14 protein-coding genes are annotated in these 15,956 nt (G+C 69.7%); 8 read left to right on the forward strand and 6 right to left on the reverse strand.

From position 1 onward, the window contains the following. The first annotated feature begins 98 nt into the window (after nucleotides 1–98). The 5 genes from yajC (at nucleotide 99) to ACFWZ2_RS36850 (ending at nucleotide 7,067) form a co-directional block, all read left to right on the forward strand. Nucleotides 99–560: a preprotein translocase subunit YajC gene (gene yajC / locus ACFWZ2_RS36830; protein WP_384553360.1), complete on the forward strand. Its 462-nt coding sequence runs from the start codon at nucleotides 99–101 to the stop codon at nucleotides 558–560. Between the two features lie 165 nt (nucleotides 561–725). Next, a complete protein-coding gene (gene secD, locus ACFWZ2_RS36835) occupies nucleotides 726–2,507 on the forward strand; it encodes a protein translocase subunit SecD (protein ID WP_384553362.1) in 1,782 nt (593 codons plus the stop codon). 1 nt (nucleotide 2,508) lies between these two features. Next, the gene (gene secF / locus ACFWZ2_RS36840) at nucleotides 2,509–3,633 is read left to right on the forward strand and encodes a protein translocase subunit SecF (protein WP_384553364.1); all 1,125 of its coding nucleotides are present in this window, start codon (nucleotides 2,509–2,511) and stop codon (nucleotides 3,631–3,633) included. Next, complete coding sequence (locus tag ACFWZ2_RS36845; RefSeq protein ID WP_384553366.1) at nucleotides 3,630–4,178, forward strand: adenine phosphoribosyltransferase; 549 nt, start codon at nucleotides 3,630–3,632, stop codon at nucleotides 4,176–4,178. Before secF ends, ACFWZ2_RS36845 begins: the two co-directional genes overlap by 4 nt. A 351-nt stretch (nucleotides 4,179–4,529) precedes the next feature. Next, nucleotides 4,530–7,067 carry a RelA/SpoT family protein gene (locus tag ACFWZ2_RS36850; protein ID WP_384553367.1) on the forward strand — a complete coding sequence of 846 codons (2,538 nt, stop codon included), beginning with the start codon at nucleotides 4,530–4,532 and terminating at the stop codon, nucleotides 7,065–7,067. Between the two features lie 88 nt (nucleotides 7,068–7,155). Here the strand turns inward: ACFWZ2_RS36850 and ACFWZ2_RS36855 are convergent, their stop codons facing one another. Then, complete coding sequence (locus ACFWZ2_RS36855; RefSeq protein WP_384553369.1) at nucleotides 7,156–8,388, reverse strand: DUF349 domain-containing protein; 1,233 nt, start codon at nucleotides 8,386–8,388, stop codon at nucleotides 7,156–7,158. Between the two features lie 134 nt (nucleotides 8,389–8,522). Beyond that, nucleotides 8,523–9,350, reverse strand: coding sequence for a peptidylprolyl isomerase (locus ACFWZ2_RS36860; protein ID WP_384553371.1), 828 nt, complete (start codon nucleotides 9,348–9,350; stop codon nucleotides 8,523–8,525). 175 nt (nucleotides 9,351–9,525) lie between these two features. Between ACFWZ2_RS36860 and ACFWZ2_RS36865 the strand changes: the two genes are divergently transcribed. Together ACFWZ2_RS36865 and hisS are read left to right on the forward strand one after the other, a co-directional pair. Further along, nucleotides 9,526–10,248: an MBL fold metallo-hydrolase gene (locus ACFWZ2_RS36865; RefSeq protein WP_384553373.1), complete on the forward strand. Its 723-nt coding sequence runs from the start codon at nucleotides 9,526–9,528 to the stop codon at nucleotides 10,246–10,248. A 13-nt stretch (nucleotides 10,249–10,261) separates the two neighbouring features. Further along, complete coding sequence (gene hisS, locus ACFWZ2_RS36870) at nucleotides 10,262–11,524, forward strand: histidine--tRNA ligase (protein ID WP_384553375.1); 1,263 nt, start codon at nucleotides 10,262–10,264, stop codon at nucleotides 11,522–11,524. Between the two features lie 65 nt (nucleotides 11,525–11,589). Here the strand turns inward: hisS and ACFWZ2_RS36875 are convergent, their stop codons facing one another. From ACFWZ2_RS36875 to ACFWZ2_RS36890, 4 genes are read right to left on the reverse strand one after another with little or no spacing between them, the layout of a single operon-like run. Beyond that, complete coding sequence (locus ACFWZ2_RS36875; RefSeq protein WP_384553377.1) at nucleotides 11,590–12,213, reverse strand: response regulator; 624 nt, start codon at nucleotides 12,211–12,213, stop codon at nucleotides 11,590–11,592. Next, the gene (locus ACFWZ2_RS36880; protein WP_384553379.1) at nucleotides 12,210–13,478 is read right to left on the reverse strand and encodes a sensor histidine kinase; all 1,269 of its coding nucleotides are present in this window, start codon (nucleotides 13,476–13,478) and stop codon (nucleotides 12,210–12,212) included. The genes ACFWZ2_RS36875 and ACFWZ2_RS36880 overlap by 4 nt, the downstream gene beginning before the upstream one ends. Next, nucleotides 13,436–14,287 carry an ABC transporter permease gene (locus ACFWZ2_RS36885; RefSeq protein ID WP_384553381.1) on the reverse strand — a complete coding sequence of 284 codons (852 nt, stop codon included), beginning with the start codon at nucleotides 14,285–14,287 and terminating at the stop codon, nucleotides 13,436–13,438. The genes ACFWZ2_RS36880 and ACFWZ2_RS36885 overlap by 43 nt, the downstream gene beginning before the upstream one ends. Next, nucleotides 14,287–15,150, reverse strand: coding sequence for an ABC transporter ATP-binding protein (locus ACFWZ2_RS36890; protein WP_384553382.1), 864 nt, complete (start codon nucleotides 15,148–15,150; stop codon nucleotides 14,287–14,289). The genes ACFWZ2_RS36885 and ACFWZ2_RS36890 overlap by 1 nt, the downstream gene beginning before the upstream one ends. Nucleotides 15,151–15,287: 137 nt before the next feature. Here ACFWZ2_RS36890 and ACFWZ2_RS36895 point away from each other — a divergent pair, with 137 nt between their 5' ends. Then, nucleotides 15,288–15,929 carry a vitamin K epoxide reductase family protein gene (locus ACFWZ2_RS36895; protein WP_384553384.1) on the forward strand — a complete coding sequence of 214 codons (642 nt, stop codon included), beginning with the start codon at nucleotides 15,288–15,290 and terminating at the stop codon, nucleotides 15,927–15,929. Nucleotides 15,930–15,956 lie beyond the last annotated feature (27 nt).

The raw sequence follows: 15,956 nt of genomic DNA on the forward strand, positions 1-15,956 counted from the left end.
TCGCTTAGACTCCGCCGATGCCGCCCTTATAGGTGGCGTGCCCACCCCCATCCCAATGGCCGCTTACCTGCGCGGTCGTGCGAAGGAAACTCCGTCCCGTGAATATCGTGACCCTCCTCCCGTTCATCGTGCTCATCGGGGCCATGTTCCTGATGACCCGCTCGGCCAAGAAGAAGCAGCAGGCCGCCGCGGCGATGCGTAACGAGATGCAGCCCGGCACCGGCATCCGCACGATCGGGGGCATGTACGCCACCGTCAAGGAGGTCCACGACGACGCCGTCCTCCTTGAGGTGGCCCCCGGTGTCCACGCTGTGTACGCGAAGAACGCGATCGGCGCCGTCCTCGACGACGACGAGTACAACCGCATCGTGCACGGCACCGAGGACGACCTGAAAGCGGACACCCCCGTCGTTCCCGACGACGCCTCCTCCCTGACCGAGACCGACGAGCCCGCCGACGCTTCCGACGACTCGCCCATCGACCTCGGCAAGAAGGACGCGGCTGCCGAGGCCGACGAAGCGCAGCCGAAGAAGACCGACGGCGAGTCCGACGCGAAGTAGTCACGACCGGGGACCGCGCCGCGCGCCGCTCGCGCGCCGCGGTCCCCGGACCACGTGCATTTCGCGCCGAGTCTCGACACCACTTCATGGCCGCCCGCCCGGGCCCTCCTCGCACGGTAAGGGGGCAGACCGGATGTCGGGCGGTTGGACAGGGAGAACGAGAAGGTGGCAGCACCGAAGAAGGGCCGAAGGCAGGGCGCCCAGGGGAGGCCGGGCCGCTCACTGGTCTTCATCCTGATCGCCCTCGTGGCGCTGACCGGGGGAATGTTCCTTTCCGGGCACACCACGCCGCGCCTCGGCATTGACCTCGCCGGTGGTACGAGCATCACGCTCGAGGCGAAGAACGAGCCGGGCCAGAAGAACGCGATCAACCCGACCAACATGAACACGGCCGTTGACATCATCAACAACCGTGTCAATGGTCTGGGTGTCTCCGAGGCCGAGGTCCAGACCCAGGGCGATCGCAACATCATCGTCAACATCCCCAAGGGCACGGACCAGAAGCAGGCGCGCGAGCAGGTCGGTACGACCGCTCAGCTCTACTTCCGTCCGGTGATCACGCAGGCCAGCGGCGAGCCGACGCCCGATCCTTCCGCCAGCTCCTCGTCCGGTACGGACAAGGAGAAGGACACGGACAAGAAGGACAAGGCGAGCGACAAGGACGAGGCCACCGACAAGGCGACCTCTCCGACCGCGACCCCGACGTCCCAGGGCCGTGCCGTCTCCGACGCCCTGAAGGCCGACCCGACGCCGTCCGCGTCGGACAAGGCCAAGGACGACAAGAAGAAGGACGAGACGCCCTCGTCCACGCCGTCCGCCGACCCGTCCACCGCCAAGCTGCAGGAGCAGTTCGCCAAGCTGGACTGCACCGACAAGAAGGCCCGTGCCGAGGCCGGCAAGGGTGCCAAGCCCTCCGACACCACCATCGCCTGCGGCAAGAGCCCCGACGGCAAGACGTGGGACAAGTTCATCGTCGGCCCGGCCGAGATCAACGGCAAGGACGTCGACAAGGCGCAGGCGACCATCAACCAGAACTCCGCTGCCTGGGTCGTCAACATGGACTTCACCAAGGGCGGCTCGAAGAAGTTCGCGAAGGTCACCAGCAAGCTCTCGCAGCAGCAGCCTCCGCAGAACCAGTTCGCGATCGTGCTCGACGGTGAGGTCGTCTCGGCCCCCAGCGTCAACACGACCCTGAGCGCCAACGCCGAGATCTCCGGCAGCTTCACGCAGGACTCCGCCAAGGACCTCGCGAACATCCTGTCGTACGGCGCCCTGCCGCTCACCTTCCACGAGCAGAGCGTCACCACGGTCAGCCCGGCCCTCGGCGGCGAGCAGCTGCACGCGGGCCTGATCGCGGGCGCCATCGGCCTCGCGCTGGTCATCATCTACCTGGTGGTCTACTACCGCGGTCTGTCGCTCATCGCCATCGCGAGCCTCCTGGTCTCCGCGGCGCTGACGTACACGATCATGACGCTGCTCGGCCCGACGATTAAGTTCGCGCTGAACCTGCCCGCCGTCTGTGGTGCGATCGTCGCGATCGGCATCACAGCGGACTCGTTCATCGTGTTCTTCGAACGCATCCGTGACGAGGTCCGCGAGGGCCGTACGCTGCGTCCCGCCGTCGAGCGGGCCTGGCCGCGCGCCCGGCGCACCATCCTGGTCTCCGACTTCGTGTCGTTCCTCGCCGCCGCCGTGCTCTTCGTCGTCACGGTCGGCAAGGTGCAGGGCTTCGCGTTCACGCTCGGCCTGACCACGCTGCTCGACGTCGTCGTGGTGTTCTTCTTCACCAAGCCGCTGATGACGCTCATGGCCCGCAAGAAGTTCTTCGCGAACGGCCACAAGTGGTCCGGACTCGACCCGAAGCGGCTCGGCGCCAAGCCGCCGCTGCGCCGGGCCCGCCGTGCCACCGCTCCCACCGCCGGCCCTGTCGACCCGAAGGAGGCGTGAGATGTCGAAGCTCGGCAATCTCGGCGCCAGGCTCTACCGCGGTGAGGTCGGCTACGACTTCGTCGGCAAACGCAAGATCTGGTACGCCATCTCGATCCTGATCACCATCACGGCCATCGTCGGCCTTGCGGTGCGCGGCCTGAACATGGGCATCGAGTTCGAGGGCGGTGCCGTCTTCAACACCCCGAAGACGAGCGCCTCGGTCGCCAAGGCCGAGGAGTCAGCGGAGAAGGCGTCCGGTCACGACGCGATCGTCCAGAAGCTGGGCGACAACAAGCTCCGCATCCAGATCGCGGGCGTCGACATCGACAAGTCCGACCAGATCAAGAAGGCGCTCGCCGAGGACCTGGACGTCAAGGCCGGCGACATCGACGCCGACCTCGTCGGCCCCAGCTGGGGCGAGCAGATCGCCAAGAAGGCCTGGCAGGGCCTGGCGATCTTCATGGTCCTCGTGGTGATCTATCTGGCCATCGCCTTCGAATGGCGCATGGCCCTGGCGGCACTGATCGCGCTGATCCACGACATCACGATCACCGTGGGTGTGTACGCGCTGGTGGGCTTCGAGGTCACCCCCGGCACGGTGATCGGTCTGCTGACCATCCTCGGTTACTCGCTCTACGACACGGTGGTGGTCTTCGACAGCTTGAAGGAGCAGTCGAAGGACATCACCAAGCAGACCAAGTACACCTACAGCGAACTCGCCAACCGCAGCATCAACGGCACCCTGGTGCGGTCCATCAACACCACGGTGGTCGCGCTGCTCCCGGTGGCGGGCCTGCTCTTCATCGGTGGCGGTGTCCTGGGCGCGGGCATGCTCAACGACATCTCGCTGTCGCTGTTCGTCGGCCTCGCGGCCGGTGCGTACTCCTCGATCTTCATCGCCACGCCGCTCGTCGCCGACTTCAAGGAGCGCGAGCCGCAGATGAAGGCCCTCAAGAAGCGGGTGCTCGCCAAGCGCGCGGCGGCCGCCGCCAAGGGCGAGTCGGCGGAGACGCCGGAGCCCGCCGGTGACGACGAACCGCAGGACGCCGTCGTCGGTGACGCGGCTCCCGCGGTCGTCGGCCCCCGCACCCAGCCCGCGTCCCGCAACCGGGGCAAGGGCCGTCCTTCGGGGAAGCGCCGATGACCGAGCTCGCCGGCGTCACGGAGCTGCTGCTCAGCCGCATCCGCGACGTCCCCGACTACCCGGTGCCCGGCGTGATGTTCAAGGACATCACGCCGCTCCTGGCCGACCCTGAGGCGTTCTCGGCGCTGACGGAGACGCTGGCCGACCTCAGCGTGCGGCACGGCGCCACGAAGATCGTCGGCCTGGAGGCCCGCGGCTTCATCCTCGGCGCCCCCGTCGCACTCCGGGCGGGGCTCGGCTTCATCCCCGTACGCAAGGCGGGCAAGCTCCCCGGGGCGACGCTCAAGCAGAGCTACGACCTGGAGTACGGCAGCGCCGAGATCGAGGTGCACGCCGAGGACCTGGTCGCGGGCGACCGCGTCATGGTCATCGACGACGTCCTCGCCACCGGCGGCACCGCCGGGGCCTCGCTCGACCTCATCCGTCGTGCGGGCGCCGAGGTGGCCGGGGTCGCGGTCCTCATGGAGCTCGGTTTCCTCGACGGCAGGGAGAAGCTCGAACGCGCCCTGGGCGGGGCGCCGTTGGAGGCGTTGATCACCGTCTGAGAGTGCCGCCCGAGGCGGCTCGCAGGACGACGGCGACGGGCGTTCCGGTTTCGACCGGGGCGCCCGTCGCCGCTGTGCGGGGCGCCGGGCGAGGGGGCGCAGGGGATCGGCCGGATCCCGCCCTGGCCGCGTGCGGCGGGCCGCCGCGGACCGTCCGAGTGACGGGACGGAGTGGACGGGGGACAGCCGAGGGGTCAGAGTGTCGGGGTCGGGGGAATCCGGGGGCCGTCCCTCGCGTTTCTCCTGTACAGAGCTGTCTCACCGGCCGAAGGCGAGCCGGAGGCCCAGGATCGATACCATGGGCTCTTCGGGGCCTGACCGAGGGACCCCGATCGCGCACAGGGAGCGCTCTTGCCAGACGAGTCCCAGCCACTCACCGCCGCCAAGGCCGCCCAGCAGGCTCAGCAGGCCTCGGCGGGCTCCGCCGCGTCCGCGAAGAAGGCAGAAGGCGCGCAGGGCGGCACGTCCGCGCAGCGCGTCCAGGGAGAGGTCTCCCGGGGCGACAAACCGGCCGAGCAGCCCCGTCCGAAGCCGCCCGCGGACCATCACCCGACGGCTCCCGCGATCCGCCCCGCGACGGGCCAGCCCGCGCGCTCGGGCTCCTCCAACCGCGTCCGCGCCCGCCTCGCACGCCTGGGCGTCCAGCGTTCGAACCCGTACAACCCGGTCCTGGAGCCCCTGCTGCGGATAGTGCGCAGCAACGACCCAAAGATCGAGACGTCCACGCTGCGCCAGATCGAGCGCGCCTACCAGGTCGCCGAGCGCTGGCACCGCGGCCAGAAGCGCAAGAGCGGCGACCCGTACATCACGCACCCGCTCGCGGTCACCACCATCCTCGCCGAGCTCGGCATGGACCCGGCCACCCTGATGGCCGGTCTCCTGCACGACACGGTCGAGGACACCGAGTACGGCCTGGACACCCTCAAGCGCGACTTCGGCGACCAGGTCGCCCTGCTCGTCGACGGCGTCACCAAGCTCGACAAGGTCAAGTTCGGCGAGGCCGCGCAGGCCGAGACCGTGCGCAAGATGGTCGTCGCCATGGCCAAGGACCCCCGCGTCCTGGTCATCAAGCTCGCCGACCGCCTGCACAACATGCGCACCATGCGGTATCTCAAGCGCGAGAAGCAGGAGAAGAAGGCGCGCGAGACCCTGGAGATCTACGCGCCGCTCGCCCACCGCCTGGGCATGAACACCATCAAGTGGGAGCTGGAGGACCTCGCCTTCGCGATCCTCTACCCCAAGATGTACGACGAGATCGTGCGGCTCGTCGCCGAGCGCGCGCCCAAGCGCGACGAGTACCTGGCCATAGTGACCGACGAGGTCCAGGCCGACCTGCGCGCCGCCCGCATCAAGGCCACCGTCACCGGGCGCCCGAAGCACTACTACAGCGTCTACCAGAAGATGATCGTCCGCGGCCGTGACTTCGCGGAGATCTACGACCTGGTGGGCATCCGCGTCCTCGTCGACACGGTCCGCGACTGCTATGCGGCACTGGGCACCGTCCACGCCCGCTGGAACCCGGTTCCGGGGCGGTTCAAGGACTACATCGCGATGCCCAAGTTCAACATGTACCAGTCGCTGCACACGACGGTGATCGGCCCCAACGGCAAGCCCGTCGAGCTGCAGATCCGTACGTTCGACATGCACCGCCGCGCCGAGTACGGCATCGCCGCGCACTGGAAGTACAAGCAGGAGGCCGTCGCCGGTGCCTCCAAGGTGCGCACCGACGTACCGAAGAAGACCGGCAAGGACGACCACCTCAACGACATGGCGTGGCTGCGCCAGCTGCTCGACTGGCAGAAGGAGACCGAGGACCCGAGCGAGTTCCTGGAGTCGCTGCGCTTCGACCTCTCCCGCAACGAGGTCTTCGTCTTCACGCCGAAGGGCGACGTCATAGCGCTCCCGGCGGGCGCGACGCCGGTCGACTTCTCGTACGCGGTGCACACCGAGGTCGGCCACCGCACCATAGGGGCGCGGGTCAACGGCCGGCTCGTACCGCTCGAATCGACCCTGGACAACGGCGACTTGGTGGAGGTCTTCACCTCCAAGGCCGCAGGGGCGGGACCCTCGCGCGACTGGCTCGGCTTCGTCAAGTCGCCGCGGGCGCGCAACAAGATCCGTGCGTGGTTCTCCAAGGAGCGCCGCGACGAGGCCATCGAGCAGGGCAAGGACGCCATCGCGCGGGCCATGCGCAAGCAGAACCTGCCGATCCAGCGCATCCTCACCGGCGACTCCCTGGTCACCCTCGCGCACGAGATGCGCTATCCCGACATCTCCTCGCTGTACGCGGCGATCGGCGAGGGCCACGTCACCGCGCAGTCCGTCGTGCAGAAGCTCGTCCAGGCGCTCGGCGGCGAAGAGGCCGCCAACGAGGACATCGCCGAGAGCGCGCCGCCCGCGCGCGGCCGCAGCAAGCGCCGCGCCAACGCCGACCCCGGTGTCGTGGTCAAGGGCGTCGACGACGTGTGGGTCAAGCTCGCGCGGTGCTGCACGCCCGTGCCCGGTGACCCCATCATCGGTTTCGTCACGCGCGGCAGTGGAGTATCGGTTCACCGCAGCGACTGTGTGAACGTCGACTCGCTCTCGCGGGAGCCCGAGCGGATCCTCGAGGTCGAGTGGGCGCCCACCCAGTCCTCGGTCTTCCTGGTCGCCATCCAGGTCGAGGCCCTGGACCGCTCGCGCCTCCTCTCGGACGTCACGCGCATCCTCTCGGACCAGCACGTGAACATCCTGTCGGCGGCCGTGCAGACCTCGCGCGACCGCGTCGCCACGTCCCGCTTCACCTTCGAGATGGGCGACCCCAAGCACCTGGGGCACGTCCTCAAGGCGGTCAGGGGCGTCGAGGGCGTCTACGACGTGTACCGGGTGACGTCGGCGCGCAGGCCGTAAGCCCGGCTCGATGCCGTAATCGTGGCTCTACGTAGAGGGGCTCCCGTACGCGAAGTACGGGAGCCCCTCTACGTAGAAGACGGAAAACTCAGCCGCCGAACTCGTGCAGACCCTTCAGCGCCTGGTCGAGCAGCGCCTGACGGCCGTCGAGCTCCCGCTGCAGCTTGTCGGCCTTCGAGGCGTTGCCCGCGGCGCGAGCGGCCTCGATCTGGCCCTGGAGCTTGTCCACGGCGGCCTGCAGCTGACCGGTGAGACCCTCGGCACGCGCGCGTGCCTCCGGGTTCGTACGGCGCCACTCGGCTTCCTCGGACTCCTGCAGGGCACGCTCCACCGCGTGCATCCGGCCCTCGACCTTCGGCCGCGCGTCACGCGGGACGTGGCCGATGGCCTCCCAGCGCTCGTTGATGGAGCGGAACGCGGCACGGGCCGCCTTCAGGTCCGTCACCGGGACGAGCTTCTCGGCCTCGTCCGCCAGCTCCTCCTTGAGCTTCAGGTTCTCGCCCTGCTCGGCGTCGCGCTCCGCGAAGACCGCGCTGCGCGCCGCGAAGAACACGTCCTGGGCGCCGCGGAAGCGGTTCCACAGGTCGTCCTCGTGCTCGCGCTGGGCCCGGCCCGCCGCCTTCCAGTCGGCCATCAGCTCGCGGTACCGGGCGGCCGTGGGGCCCCAGTCCGTCGAACCCGACAGTGCCTCGGCCTCGCCGACCAGCTTCTCCTTGGCCTTGCGGGCGTCCTCGCGCTGCGCGTCCAGCGACGCGAAGTGCGCCTTGCGGCGCTTGGAGAACGCCGAGCGGGCGTGCGAGAAGCGGTGCCAGAGCTCGTCGTCCGACTTGCGGTCCAGGCGCGGCAGCCCCTTCCAGGTGTCCACCAGGGCGCGCAGCCGCTCGCCCGCCGCCCGCCACTGCTCGCTCTGGGCCAGCTCCTCGGCCTCGGTGACCAGGGCTTCCTTGGCGTGCCGTGCCTCGTCGGACTGCTTGGCCTTCTGGGCCTTGCGCTCCTCACGGCGGGCCTCGACGGTCTCGACCAGCTTGTCGAGCCGCTTGCCCAGGGCGTCCAGGTCGCCCACCGCGTGTGCCTCGTCCACCTGCTGGCGCAGATGGTCGATGGCCGTCATGGCGTCCTTGGCCGACAGGTCGGTCGTTTTCACCCGGCGCTCGAGAAGTCCGATCTCGACGACCAGACCGTCGTACTTGCGCTCGAAGTAAGCGAGGGCCTCATCGGGAGATCCTGCCTGCCACGAACCGACCACTCGCTCGCCGCCGTCGGCCGTACGCACGTACACGGTCCCCGTCTCGTCGACGCGGCCCCACGGGTCGCTGCTCACAGCGCCTCCTCCACATGATGCCTGCGCAGGGCCTCGGGGCCCCCGGCATCGTCCACAGTTTCGTCACCGCCAACATAGGCGACCGGCGGGGCGGCTGTCCGCATCCCGCACGACCGAAGTTTGCCTGGCGGCGCTCAGGATTTCGTGACAGTCGCCTTGTCGATGACGACCGTCGCGTTCGGGGCGCCGTCGCCCTGCCCGGTGCTCTCCCCGGCAGCGGCGATCTTCTTGAGCACCTTCATGCCGGAATCGGAAATGGTCCCGAACGGTGTGTAGTCGGGCGGCAGCTGACTGTCCTGGTAGACGAGGAAGAACTGGCTGCCGCCGGTGTTGCGGCCCTTCTTCGTCTGGGCGTTGTACCGGTTCGCCATGGCGACCGTGCCCGCCGGATACACCTTCCCCTTCAGGCGCTTGTCGTTCAGGTTCTCGTCGGGGATCGAGTAGCCGGGGGTGCCCTCGCCGGTGCCCTCGGGGTCGCCGCACTGCAGGACGTAGATCCCGCCGGTGGTGAGCCGGTGGCACTTGGTGTGGTCGAGGTAGCCCTTGTTCACCAGGAAGTTGAACGAGTTGACGGTGTGCGGGGCCTTCGCCGCGTCCAGGTCGAGGCCAATGTCGCCGCACGTCGTCTTCAGGTCCATCGTGTAGTCGGCGGACTTGTCGATGGTGAGCGTGGGCTCCTTCTTGAAGCTCAGCGGCTTCACCTTGCCCGGGGCCGCCTTCGCGCACGGGTCCTTCGGCGTGCTGCTGGGGCTCGGCTGCGCGTTCAGGTCGTCGTTCGATGAGTCGCCGTCGAAGGCTCCCGCCGCGTACGACACCGCGGCGCCCGCCACGACCACCGCGAGGGCCCCCGCGATCACCGCGTTGCGCATCCGCGCCCTGCGCCGCGCGGCCTCGCGCCGCTCCTGCTGGCGTGCGAACTTCTCCCGGGCGAGCTGCTTGCGCCGCTGTTCCTGGCTGACCACCGGCTCTTCTCCCCTTCTCCCGCTGCTCCCGCGCACGTCTCGGCATGCGCTCCGTAGTGCCCCGTACCGTATATGGGTTACCTGTGGAATCGGCAGCGCCGGTAGGCTCTGATCTGCCGCGTTCTCCCGCCGGGGACCGTGGCGCCTCCCGCCGGACGACGAACGAAGGACGATCGTGCTCATTGCCGGGTTCCCCGCCGGGGCCTGGGGCACCAATTGCTATCTGGTCGCCCCCGCCGCAGGCGAGGAGTGCGTGATCATCGACCCGGGCCATCAGGCCGCCCAGGGAGTCGAGGACGCAGTCAAGAAGCATCGGCTCAAGCCCGTCGCGGTCATCCTCACCCACGGCCACATCGACCATGTCGCCTCGGTCGTCCCGGTGTGCGGAGCGCATGACGTCCCCGCCTGGATCCACCCCTCCGACCGGTACATGATGAGCGACCCCGAGAAGGCGCTCGGCCGCTCCATCGGGATGCCGCTGATGGGCGAGCTGACGGTGGGGGAGCCCGACGACGTGCGGGAGCTCACCGACGGCGCCGGGCTGAAGCTGGCGGGCCTCGACTTCTCCGTCGCGCATGCGCCGGGGCATACGAAGGGGTCGGTGACGTTCCAGATGCCCGAGGCCCCCAACGGCGCCGAGATCCCCTCGGTGTTCTTCTCGGGCGATCTGCTCTTCGCCGGCTCCATCGGACGCACCGACCTGCCCGGCGGCAGTCACGCCGAGATCCTTGAGTCGTTGGCCCGTGTGTGCCTGCCGCTCGACGACTCGACCGTGGTCCTGTCCGGCCACGGCCCCCAGACATCCATCGGCCAGGAGCGCGCCACCAACCCGTATCTGCGGCAGGTGGCCACCGGCTTGGGCGCGGACCAGACGTCCGCCCCGCGACGAGGAATGTGACGAGAGAAATTCCGTGAGCACCTTCAAGGCCCCCAAGGGCACCTACGACCTGCTTCCGCCGGACTCCGCGAAGTACCTGGCGGTGCGCGAGGCGATCGCCGCGCCGCTGCGCAACTCCGGCTACGGCTACGTGGAGACGCCCGGCTTCGAGAACGTCGAGCTGTTCGCGCGCGGTGTCGGCGAGTCGACCGACATCGTCACCAAGGAGATGTACGCCTTCACCACCAAGGGCGGCGACGAGCTCGCGCTGCGCCCCGAAGGCACTGCCTCCGTGCTGCGCGCCGCCCTGGAGGGCAACCTCCACAAGGCGGGCAACCTCCCCGTCAAGCTCTGGTACTCGGGTTCGTACTACCGCTACGAGCGCCCCCAGAAGGGCCGCTACAGGCACTTCTCGCAGGTCGGCGCCGAGGCGATCGGCGCCGAGGACCCGGCCCTCGACGCCGAGCTGATCATCCTGGCCGACCTGGCGTACCGCACCCTCGGCCTGACGCAGTTCCGCATCCTGCTGAACTCGCTCGGCGACAAGGAGTGCCGCCCCGTCTACCGCGCCGCGCTGCAGGACTTCCTGCGCGGCCTCGACCTGGACGAGGAGACACGTCGACGTATCGACATCAACCCGCTCCGCGTCCTCGACGACAAGCGCGCCGAGGTCCAGAAGCAGCTCGTGGGCGCGCCCTCGCTGCGCGACTACCTGTGCGACGCGTGCAAGACGTACCACGAGCAGGTCCGCGAGCTGATCACGGCGGCGGGCGTCGCCTTCGAGGACGACGAGAAGCTGGTCCGCGGCCTGGACTACTACACCCGCACCACCTTCGAGTTCGTCCACGACGGCCTCGGCTCCCAGTCCGCGGTCGGCGGCGGCGGCCGCTACGACGGCCTGTCCGAAATGATCGGCGGCCCCTCGCTTCCCTCCGTCGGCTGGGCCCTCGGCGTGGACCGCACGGTGCTCGCCCTGGAGGCGGAGGGCGTCGAACTCGAACTGCCCGCGTCCACCAGCGTGTTCGCGGTGCCCCTCGGCGACGAGGCACGCCGCGTGCTCTTCGCCAAGGTCACAGAGCTGCGCAAGGCCGGCATCGCCGCGGACTTCTCGTACGGCGGCAAGGGCCTCAAGGGCGCCATGAAGAACGCCAACCGCTCCGGCGCCCGCTTCACCGTCGTCGCGGGTGAACGCGACCTGGCGGAGGGCGCCGTCCAGCTCAAGGACATGGAATCCGGCGAGCAGGAGGCGGTCGCGGTGGAGGAGATCGTGGCGGTACTGAAGGGCAAGCTCGCCTAGGCGAGCCCCTCCGGCGATGGAGGAGCGAGGTCCGGGGCAGCGCCCGGACCTCGCTCCTTCTGCGTTCAGTCCAGCAGTCCGAGCCGCATCGCGCTCGTCACCGCCGCGGTGCGGTCGTCCACCCCCAACTTCCCGAACGCGCGCAGCAGATGCGTCTTCACCGTCGACTCGGCGACATGAAGATGGCGCCCGATCTCCGCGTTCGTGCAGCCGTCGGCGACCAGCCTCAGCACCGCCGTCTCGCGCTCCGAGAGGCGCGGCCGCTCCGGTCGCGTACGCAGCTGGTCCACGAGGCGGGCCGCCACCGACGGAGCCAGGACGGTCTCGCCGCGCGCCGCGGCCCGCACCGCGTCGGCGAGCTCGCCGCGCGCCAGGTCCTTGAGGAGATAGCCCGCGGCCCCCGCCTCCACGGCGCGCAGGATGTCGCGGTCCGTCTCGTACGTCGTGAGGACGATGACCCGGCAGTCGAGCCCCGCGGCGGCCATCCGCTCGATGGAGTCGGCGCCGCCCCCGCCGGGCATCCGCAGGTCCATCAGGACGATGTCGGGGCGCAGCTCGGCCGCGAGGGCCTCGGCGCGCGGGCCGCTCGACGCCTCGGCGACGACGGCCAGATCGGGCTCGGCGCTGAGCATGGCGCGCAGCCCTTCGCGTACGACGGGGTGGTCGTCGGCGAGCACGATGCGGATCACGGGGTGCTCCTGTCGGGAAGGGGGAGCAGGACGGTGACGGTGGTGCCGTCACCGGGGCGGCTCGCCACCTCGGCGGTGCCGCTCACCTCGGCGACTCTCGCCCGCAACCCTCGCAGGCCGTACCCCTGGTGGGGTGCGCCGGGGTCGAAGCCGCGCCCGGTGTCGCGCACCGCGAGGGTGAGCGAGCCGTCCGCGTAGGTCAGGGTGACGGCGGCCGCCGCGCCGGGGCCCGCGTGTTTGCGTACGTTGGCGAGTGCCTCCTGGCAGGACCGCATGGCCACCACCTCCAGGGCGGGTGGCAGCGCCCGCACCGCGCCGCTCACGGTGACCCGGGCGTCGTGGCGGGCGGCGAGGCGGCGCAGCGCGTCCGGGAGCGGGTCGCCGCCGTCCAGGTCGGCGGGCGCGCGGCCCGCGACCAGGGCCCGCGCCTCCGCGAGATTCTGCCGGGCGGTGTCCTCCATGAGTTCCAGGTGGCGGCGGGCCGCGGGCGCGTCCCGTTCCAGCTCGGCGTCCACGGCCTGTACGAGCATCAGGACGCTGGTGAAGCCCTGCGCGAGGGTGTCGTGGATCTCCCGCGACATCCGTTCCCGCTCCGCGAGGGCGCCGCGCTCCGCCGAGAGCCGGGCGACCTCCTCGCGGCTCGCCTTCAACTGGGCGATGAGCCCGGCCCGTTCGGAGCTCTGCTCGATGACGCGGAGCGTCCAGACGCCGACGGCCACCGAGAAGACCAGGGTGACGGTGCCGAACACGGAGTTGTAGAAGACGTCCTGCGCCGACGGCCGCCACAGCACCGCCCAGCCCGCCACCGGCACGACGTTGATGACGGCGATGGCGATCAGTGCCGGGCGCGTCCGCAGCGCGATGAAGCACTGGGGGATGAGCGCGAAGGTCATCAGGCGGGTCTCGCCGATCAGGACGCCGGGCGGCAGGAACAGCAGGATCGTGCCGGTGATGTAGCCGAGCGAGCGCCGTTCGTCGTCGCCCTCGGACATCAGGATCGGACGGCCGACGACGATGTACCAGGGCACGAGGAACAGGAGCAGCGTGGCGGTGGCGATCCGGACGGGCCACCCCGGGTGCGCCGTGCCGAGCACGAAGATCAGGGTGGCCAGCCAGACCACGCCGAAGTACGTGTCCCAGAGCCGGAAGGTCCTGTTCCAGAGGTCGGAGTCCTCGGGACCGGCCGTCTCGACGTCCGGGGCGCGGAGGCCGACCGTCCCGCTCACCCGTCGCGCCGGTTCTTCCACCGGAAAGTCAGCAGGCACAGCACCAATCCTCCGACGCACCAGGCGCCGAGCACCAGGGCGGTCCGCCCGTACTCCCAGCTCCCCGTCTGTTCGAGGACGCGCGCGGACTCCGGCAGGAACACCCCGCGCAGGCCCTGGCACATCCACTTCAGCGGGAAGAGCGCACCGACGTCGAGCATCCAGTCCGGAATGGTGTCGATGGCGATGTACACCCCGGAGATGAACTGGAGCACCAGGAAGGGGAGTATCACCACCGAGGTCGCGCTCCGGCCGGACTTCGGGACGCTGCTGATCGCGATGCCGAGCAGCGCACAGCCGGTGAGCCCGAGGACGAAGATCCAGCCGAAGGTCGACCAGGCGCCCGCGCCCGTGGGCAGCTCGACGTCGAAGACGCTCACGCCGACGAGCAGCAGGAGCGCCGTCTCCACGAGACCGGTGACCAGCACGAGCCAGATCTTCCCGAGGAAGTACGCGGCCGGGGGCATCGGCGTCCCGCGCAGCCGGCGCAGCACCTTCTCGTCCCGCTCGATCGCGATCGAGATGCCGAGCGACTGGAAGCTGGTCGACATGATGCCCGCGGCGATCATCGCGGGGACGTACAGCTGGGACGCCGTGATGCCCGCGCCCGCCACGTCGTCGCTGAAGATCGATGCGAACAGGAACAGGAAGACGATCGGGAAGGCGAAGGTGAACACGACCTGCTCGCGCTGGCGGAAGAACTGCTTCAGCTCCAGGACACCCTGGTGCAGACCCAGTTCCCAGGCGCCGGGCAGCCGTCGGGTGGCGTCCGGGGAACGCACCCCCGCGGTGGTGGTCGTCCGCGTCATCAGCCGTCCTCCTGTCCGGTCAGCCGGAGGTAGACGTCCTCCAGCGTGGGGCGGCGGATCCGCAGATCGGGAATCTCGCCGTCGAAGGCGCGGGTGAGCTCGGCGACTGTGCGGGTCGGCGTGGCGGTGCGCTCCGCGCGCGGTGTGCCGTCGGCGCCGGTCCACTCGACGGTGGCCTCGGTGCCGAACTGACGGCGCAGGGCGGCGGGTTCGCCCTCGGCCACCACCCGCCCCTTCGCGATCACCGCGAGCCGGTGCGCGAGCGCCTCGGCCTCCTCCAGGTAGTGCGTGGTGAGCACGATGGTCGTGCCCTCGTCGGCGAGCGCCCTGATCAGGGTCCAGAACTGCCGCCTGGCCGCCGGGTCGAAGCCCGTCGTCGGCTCGTCGAGGAGCAGCAGTTCGGGTCCGCCGATCACGCCGAGCGCCACGTCGAGCCGTCGCCGCTGCCCGCCCGAGAGCGCCTTGATCCGGCTCGCCGCCTTCTCCTGGAGACCCACCAGCGCGATCACCTCGTCAGGATCCCGCGGCCGCGGGTAGTAGCGCGCGAAGTGCCGCACCGTCTCGAGCACCGTCAACTCGGCGGGCGCGGACTCGTCCTGCCATACGATGCCGACCCGCGAGCGCCAGTCGCGCCCCGCGGCGCCGGGGTCGGCGCCGAGCACGGTGACGTCGCCGCCGTCCCGGAGCCGGTTGCCCTGCAGGATCTCGACCGTGGTGCTCTTGCCCGCGCCGTTCGGGCCGAGCAGCCCGAAGACCTCTCCCGGGCCGATCTCCAGGTCCACCCCGTCGACGGCGGTGATGTCGCCGTACCGTTTGCGCAGCCCCCGTACGCGTACGGCGAGTTCGTGCCCCTGTGCTGTCATGCGGTCGAGCGTCCCGCCGGACCGAACGCCCCAGTACCCCCGTGCGTACTTCCTTATGTCCATCGAACGGTGGACACACACGTGCGTGCGGCACAATGTGCGTGCCCGCAGGCCACCACAAGCGACGGAACGACGTGATGAGCAAAACGATGTCAGCGAAGGACGACGCCTTGGAGGACCAGGAGCGGAAGGACGCTCCCGGTGCGGTCGGCGGGAGTCGTGCGCTTGCCCTGCTTCTGGTGATCACGGGCGCCGCCGGTCTGCTCGCGTCCTGGGTGATCACCCTCGACAAGTTCGAGCTCCTGAAGGACCCGAACTTCCAGCCGGGGTGCAGCATCAACCCGGTGGTCGCGTGCGGCAGCATCATGAAGAGCGAGCAGGCGGAGGCGTTCGGGTTCCCGAACCCGATGCTCGGCCTGGTCGCCTACGGCATCGTGATCTGCGTCGGCATGAGCCTGCTCGGCCGGGCCCGCTTCCCGCGCTGGTACTGGCTGACCTTCAACGCGGGCATGCTCTTCGGCGTCGGATTCTGCACCTGGCTGATGATCCAGTCGCTGTACGAGATCAACGCGCTCTGCCTGTGGTGCTGCCTGGCCTGGGCCGCCACGATCCTGATGTTCTGGTACGTCACGTCGTTCAACATCCGGGCCGGGTTCCTGCCCGCGCCGCGCTGGGCCAAGGGCTTCCTGGAGGACTTCACCTGGGCCCTGCCCGTGATGCACCTCGGTGTCGTCGCGATGCTGATCCTCACGCGCTGGGGTGCCGACCTCTGGGCCTGACCGGGGCCGGGAGGGATTGTCAGTGGG

This window comes from Streptomyces sp. NPDC059002, assembly GCF_042740435.1.
Taxonomy (GTDB): Bacteria; Actinomycetota; Actinomycetes; order Streptomycetales; family Streptomycetaceae; genus Streptomyces.